General features: G+C 68.7%; 5 protein-coding genes. 2 read left to right on the top strand and 3 right to left on the bottom strand.

The genetic code is table 11. The annotated features are described in order from the left end of the window. Positions 1–496: 496 nt before the first annotated feature. Positions 497–1,162, bottom strand: a complete 666-nt coding sequence (locus ACNS88_RS16445) for an O-methyltransferase (protein ID WP_435100065.1) — start codon at positions 1,160–1,162, stop codon at positions 497–499. A gap of 134 nt (positions 1,163–1,296) precedes the next feature. Between ACNS88_RS16445 and ACNS88_RS16440 the strand changes: the two genes are divergently transcribed. After that, on the top strand, positions 1,297–2,973 hold the full coding sequence (locus ACNS88_RS16440) for an acyl-CoA mutase large subunit family protein (RefSeq protein ID WP_435100062.1): 1,677 nt from the start codon (positions 1,297–1,299) through the stop codon (positions 2,971–2,973). Positions 2,974–2,998: 25 nt separating this feature from the next. Here ACNS88_RS16440 and ACNS88_RS16435 read toward each other — a convergent pair whose 3' ends face one another. Further along, positions 2,999–3,802, bottom strand: coding sequence for a formate/nitrite transporter family protein (locus ACNS88_RS16435; protein ID WP_435100059.1), 804 nt, complete (start codon positions 3,800–3,802; stop codon positions 2,999–3,001). 115 nt (positions 3,803–3,917) lie between these two features. On the opposite strand from ACNS88_RS16435, the gene mce reads away from it, so the two are divergent. Further along, entirely contained in the window at positions 3,918–4,304 is a 387-nt protein-coding gene (gene mce, locus ACNS88_RS16430; protein ID WP_435100056.1) for a methylmalonyl-CoA epimerase, read from the top strand. Between the two features lie 36 nt (positions 4,305–4,340). On the opposite strand, the gene ACNS88_RS16425 is transcribed toward mce, so the two are convergent. Continuing rightward, positions 4,341–6,500: a S9 family peptidase gene (locus ACNS88_RS16425; RefSeq protein WP_435100053.1), complete on the bottom strand. Its 2,160-nt coding sequence runs from the start codon at positions 6,498–6,500 to the stop codon at positions 4,341–4,343. Positions 6,501–6,515: the final 15 nt, after the last annotated feature.

Raw genomic sequence — 6,515 nt, 5'->3', positions numbered from 1 at the left:
ACATACCTGTTCGACCGCGAGAGCGGATGCTTTGCACCGCGAGAACAGGTCGTGTCGTAGACCAGCAAATATCCCACCTGCGGTACGGGAAGCCGCGCCGTTTACGGCGAGGAGGATGTCACACGCGGTGTCGAACAGCGTTGGATGTGGGGGCGTCGGATCTGTCGATCGCTTATAAATGGCTGACTCCGGATCGGGGGTGAACACCTCCAAAGCCCCAGCCACGAGGCGGGCGCACGCTCGCTGCGCGCCTCACTCGGTCGCTCACTTCGTTCGCTCCCTCGTTGCGGTGCTTGTGTCGCCTGCGCCCGCCTCGTGACTGCCCCTTTGAATCCCACCCGCCCGCACTGCAACCGCACCTCACGCCTCCCCAGCCTCGCCGCGGCCGCCGAAAGCGGCCGCGGGCTCCCTCGCGCGTGCTCACTCGCGGCCGTTGGCCGCTCGGAGGCACGCGCCGACAGCATGTCCATTTATAAACAGCCGCGACGCCGCTCCCTCACGCCACCTTCGTCGACACCGCGATCCCGTCGCCGACGGGGAGGATCGCCGTCTCGACCGCGTCGTCGGAGCGCACGGTGCCGACGTACTCGCCGATTCCCCGCGTTTCGCCGTCGACTTCGGGGTCAGGCAGCGGCGCGCCGTCCTCGAAGTGCGCGACGAGGTCGCCGAAGTCGATCGGCCCCCGCGTGACGTTGTCGGCGACGATCACGCCCCCCGTCCGGACCTTCGGGAGGACCGTGCGGTAGGCGTCGGCGTATCGGCCTTTCTGGTGGTCGATAAGGACGACGTCGAAGGGGCCGTCGTAGCGCTCGATCGTCTCCATCGCGTCGCCGACCTCGAAGGTGACGCTGTCGGCGTAGCCGCCGTCGGCGGCGAACTGGACCCCGCGCTTCGCCTCGTCCTCGTCGAACTCGGTACAGATCACGGCGTCGGCGCCGCCGCGCAGGAACCACGTCGCGGAGTAGCCAAAGCCGGAGCCGAACTCGAAGACGCGCTCGGCGTCGGTCAGCCGAGCGAGCAGCCGGAGGACCGCGCCGGCCTCCGGCCCGATGATGGGGAAGCCCCAGTCGCCCGCGAGGGCGGCCATCTCCGCCTGCGTCGCGGTGTGCTCGGGCGCCGTCGCGGCGAGGAAGCGCTCGGCCGAATCGGAGAGGACGTCCATACGCCGATATCGACCGGGCGTCACTTGAAACCGACCGTCTGCGGGGGGTCGAGGCGTTCGGAGACCGACCGGAGGCGACCGACGTGAACGTCGCCGCCGAAAAGTTAAGTCCCGCTCGCGCGATTTCGGTACTAATGTACGATCCTGAGGAACTGGACGCGATCCGGGACGCCAAGGAGTCGTGGGAGTCGGGGACCTACGGCGAGACCGTCGACCGGTTCGGGGAGCGCAAGGAGTCGTTCACCACCGACACGGGCGGACTGGAGGTCGATCCGCTGTACACCCCCGCCGACATCCCGGACCACGACTACCGCGAGGACGTGGGCAACCCGGGCGAGGAGCCGTACACGCGCGGCGTCTACTCGACAATGCATCGCGGTCGGCTCTGGACGATGCGCCAGTACGCGGGGATGGGCACCGCCGCGGAGACGAACGAGCGCTTCAACTACCTCATCGATCAGGGTTCGTCCGGGCTCTCGATGGCGTTCGACCTCCCGACGCAGATGGGATACGACTCCGACGCCGCGATGGCCGAGGGCGAGGTAGGGCGCTCGGGCGTCGCCATCGACACCTTGGACGACTTCGAGACGGTGTTCGACGGGATCCCCCTCGACGAGGTGTCGACGTCGATGACGATCAACGCCCCCGCCGCCGTCCTCCTCGCAATGTACGTCGCGATGGGCGACAAACAGGGCGTCCCCAGAGCGGAGCTCCGGGGAACGATCCAGAACGACATCATGAAAGAGTACATCGCGCGGAACCTCTACATCTACCCGCCCGAGCCCTCGATGCGGCTCATCACCGACATTTTCGAGTTTTGCGCTGATAAGACGCCCAGCTTCAACACCATCTCCATCTCGGGGTACCACATCCGCGAGGCGGGCTCGACGGCGGCCCAAGAGGTCGCGTTCACCCTCGGAGACGGGATCGAGTACGTGCAGGCCGCGATCGACGCCGGGCTCGACGTCGACGAGTTCGCGCCGCAGCTCTCCTTCTTCTTCAACGCCCACAACAACATCTTCGAGGAGGCCGCGAAGTTCCGCGCCGCCCGCCGGATGTGGGCACAGATCATGGAAGAGCGGTTCGACGCGCAGAACCCGAAATCGAAACAGCTCAAGTTCCACACCCAGACCGGCGGCTCGACGCTCACCGCCCAACAGATCGAGAACAACGTCGTCCGGGTGGCGTATCAGGCGCTCGCCGCGGTTCTCGGCGGGACCCAGAGCCTTCACACGAACGGGAAAGACGAGGCGCTGGCGCTCCCCACCGAGAAATCGGTCCGCACGGCGCTCCGCACCCAGCAGATTCTCGCCCACGAGTCGGGCGCCGCCGACACCATCGACCCGCTCGCGGGCTCGTACTACGTCGAGGACCTCACCGACGGGATCGAAGAGGACGCCTTCGAGATCCTGGAGGAGGTCGACCGGCGCGGCGGCATGCTGGAGGCCGTCAAGAGCCAGTGGGTCCAGCGGCAGATACAGGACGTCGCCTTCGAGCGGCAGCGCGAGATCGAAGCGGGCGAGCGCGTCATCGTCGGCGTCAACCGGTTCGAAGTCGATGAGGAGCCCGAGATGGACCTCGAAGAGGTCGATCCGGAACAGGAGCAGAATCAGCGCGATCGCCTCGACGGGGTCAAGGCCGACCGCGACGGCGACGCGGTCGACGACGCGCTCGCGTCGCTCCGTGAGGCCGCGCAGGGGTCGGAGAACGTGATGCCGCACATCGTCGACGCCGTGAAGGCGTACGCGACGGTCCAAGAGGTCTCGGACGTGCTTCGCGAGGAGTTCGGGGAGTACAAGCCGGGGAGATAGGCGGACCGCCCGCGTCGTCGGTAGCTCAGTTCGCGCCGCGGACGACGTGACCGTACTTCAGCAGCGCGACGAACACCCCGCCGCCGAAGGCGTTACCGAGCGTCGCCAGAACGAGGAACCCGGCGTAGTCGGTCAGCGTGATCGCGTCCGAGACGAACAGCCCGAACAACACCTCGACGTTGCCCGCGATCGAGTGCGGGAGGTGGAGGAGCCCGATCGTCCCGGTGACGATCAACACGAGGAGTATCCGCGCGGTCGTGTCCTGGGCCGCCGTCACGAGCCACGCTAGCAGGCCCATCAGCCACCCGGCGAAGACGCCGCCGATGAACAGCCACGGAAGGTCGTGGTGGACGAGCTTCAGGGCGATCGTCTCGAAGGACTGCGGGTCGACGACGCCGAGTTCCGGCATCAACAAGATGACGAGCAGGGTGAACAACAACCCGCCGACGAGGTTCCCGACGTACACCAGCCCCCAGAGCCGGCCCAACTGTTTGAACGACGCCTGCCCGTCGAGAACCGGGATCACCGCCAGCGTCGTGTGCTCGGTGAACAGCTCCGAGCGGCCCAGGATGACGAACATGAAGCCGATAGAGTAGACGCTCGCCAACAGCAGTTCGGTCGTGAGGTCGCCGAAGGTCCCCGGCGAGAGCGTCAGCACCACCGCCATCATCAGGGGGCCGAACCCGATGTCGAGCCCGGCCGACAGCCCCGAGAGCAGTAGTCCTGACCGCTCCCGCTGCATCTCGTGGAGTCCGCTCTCGAGCAGCGAGCCGAGGATGTTTCGCGACGACATCTGTTCTGTCCCTGCGTCGGCTTCTGAGTCGCTCACTGGTCTGTGTTTGCTTCTCCCGGCTACTACCCAAACCTTTGGATATCGGCCGGGGACGGGTGGAAACCGCCTCCTGCTCGGTCCTTATAAGTCGTCGGCGTCAGATCGGTGTCGTATGCGATTCGACCACGTCGGCGTCGCGACGCGCGACGCCACCGACCTCGCCGACCTGTTCGACGGCCTGCTCGGCGCCCCAATCGCCCACGAGGAGACGTTCGACGAGATGGCGGTCATCTTCCTCGAACTCGATGACGGCAGCTACTTCGAGCTGCTTGAGCCGACCGAAGGCGGCGCGATCGGCAACTACCTCGACCGCGAGGGACCGGGGATCCACCACGTCGCGCTCGCGACCGACGATATCTCCGGGGCGCTCGACCGCGCCCGCGACCTCGGGATCGACCTCGTCGACGAGGAGCCGCGTCCCGGGGCGTGGGGCCACGAGGTCGCCTTCCTCCATCCGCGCTCGACGGGCGGGGTACTCGTGGAGTTCGTCGAACACTGAGGACGGCGGCCCCTCACGGGTGACGCTGACGGCAACTCAGTCGTCGCCGTCGACCGCCGGGTCGTGCGTCTCGTACCAGCCGAGGAGCTTCTCTAAGCGGTGGATCGCGCGGTCGGGATCGCCGATGTTGTGGTGTTCGTCCGGGTAGACGACCAGCTCGGCGTCGACGCCCTGCTTCCGGGCAGCGACGTACAGCTGCTCCGACTGGGAGGAGGGACACCGCCAGTCCTCGCCGCCGGCCATCACGAGGAGCGGCGTTTCGATGTCGCCCGCGTCGAGCACCGCAGTCGCCGCGTCGTACGCCTCGGGGTCCTCCCACGGGAGCCCGAACTCCGTCTCGAGCCACGTGTGCGTGTCGTCCGTCCCGAACGCCGACCGGAGGTCGTAGATCCCGTGTTCGGGCGCCGCCGCCGCGAACAGGTCGGGCGCCTGCGTGACGAGGAACCCCTGCGCGATCCCGCCGTACGAGAAGCCGTGACCGAACACGCGGTCGGGGTCGACCCACCCGCGGTCGGCCAGCGACTCGACCCCGGCCGCGATGTCGTCGACCTCGGCGGTCCCCCACGCGCCGGTCAGTTCGGCGGCGAACGCCCGGCCGCGGGAGGTGCCGCCCCGGTAGTTGGGCCGGAGTACGAGGTACCCGCGGCTCGTCAGCGCGGCGTGGTCGAAGCTGAAGACGGGCTCGTCGTAGGACATCGGTCCGCCGTGGATCGCCACGACCAGCGGGTGGTCGCCGTCCGCGGGATCCGCCTCCGGATCGTGGTAGAGCACGCCGTCGATCGTCCAGCCGTCCGACTCCCACTCGACGCGGCGGGCCGTCGGCACCGCGAACTCGTCGGTGAGCGACTCGTTGACGCGGGTGAGCCGCCGGAGGGAGTCGGGCTCGGTCGCCGCGTCGTCAGCTGCGCGGCCCCCGTCGGTCGCCGCGCCGAGGTCGTCAGTGTCGACCGCGTACAGGTCGCGTCCGGCGTCCGGATCTGAGAGAACCGTCGCCGCCGTCGAGCCGTCGGCGGCGACGTCGAACGCGGCCATGGCGCGGTCGCGACCCTGCGCCTCGAAGGCGCGCTCCGCGGTCCCGTCGGTCTCCACGCGAACCAGGCGAGTGCTGCTCTCGTCGGCGATCCGCGTGTAGATCGCGCCGTCGACCCACTCGATCCCGCTCCCGCGTGCGACCGTTCGGTCGAGGTCGGCGGTGAGGGAGCCCGGCGAGGAGGCGGCGATCCCTTCCATCAGGTACACCTCCGCCGGAGCGGGCGGGTTGTCAGGGTCGCTCGCGACGGTCGCGATCTCGTCTCCGCCGGGCCGCCACGCCGGCGCGCCGTGGGTGAGATCGCCGTCCGTGAGCCGCTCGGCGTCGCCGCCCTCGGGTGACACCGTGTACACGTCCCGGACGGTGGTGTCGTCGGGGCGGTCGAGCCGGCAGGACGTGAACGCAATCTGGCCGTCCTCGCCCCACGCGGGGTCCATGCCGGCGAGGTCCTGAAACGCACCGCCGCCGTACGCGTCGTCGAGTCGGCGGGGGTCGCTGTCGGGGTCGTCGAACTCCGCGAGGTCGACCACGAAGAGGTACGTCGTCACGTCGTCGGTCCACCCCGCGCCGTTCACCTTGTGCTGGAGCCGGGTCGTCTCGATGGGGCCGCCCTCCTCGCGCACCTGATCGAGGTACGCGGACTCCTCGTCGGTCGGGTCGCGCGACTCGATCACCAGTCGGTCGCCGTCTGGCGACCAGTCGAAGTCGGCGACGCCCTCGTCGCGGTCGGTGACCTGTCGGGCGTCGCCGCCGAGCGCGAGATCGAACAGCCACACCTGCGGTTTCGGCTCCTCGTCGCCGTTTTCGAGGGTTTCGTCCTCCTCGTCCGCTTCGTCGTCCGCCTCGGTCTCCTCCTCGTCCGCCCCGTCTTCCTCCTCTCGGTCCCGCCAGCCGACCCGATGCTCGGTGTCTCGGTCGCGGGCGGCCACGAACCCGAGGCGGTCGCCGTCGGGCCCCCACACTGGAGAGGAGGCGCCCGACGCGCTCGTCAGGCGGTGAGGGTCACGGGAGCCGTCGGTCGGGACGACGAACAACGAGGCGACAGCCTCGTCGGCGGCCTGATCGTACTCGGTCGCGGTGAACGCGACGCGGTCGCCGGACGGGGACACGGCGACCTCGCCGATGCGTGTCAGGTCGTAGTAGGCGTCGAGCGGCAGTTCCGACATGCACGCACCGAGCGG

It is taken from the genome of Halorubrum shenae, assembly GCF_051194165.1.
Classification (GTDB): domain Archaea; phylum Halobacteriota; class Halobacteria; order Halobacteriales; family Haloferacaceae; genus Halorubrum.
The sequence above is the reverse complement of the archived record's forward strand: the minus strand, read 5'-3'. Positions and strand labels throughout refer to the sequence as shown.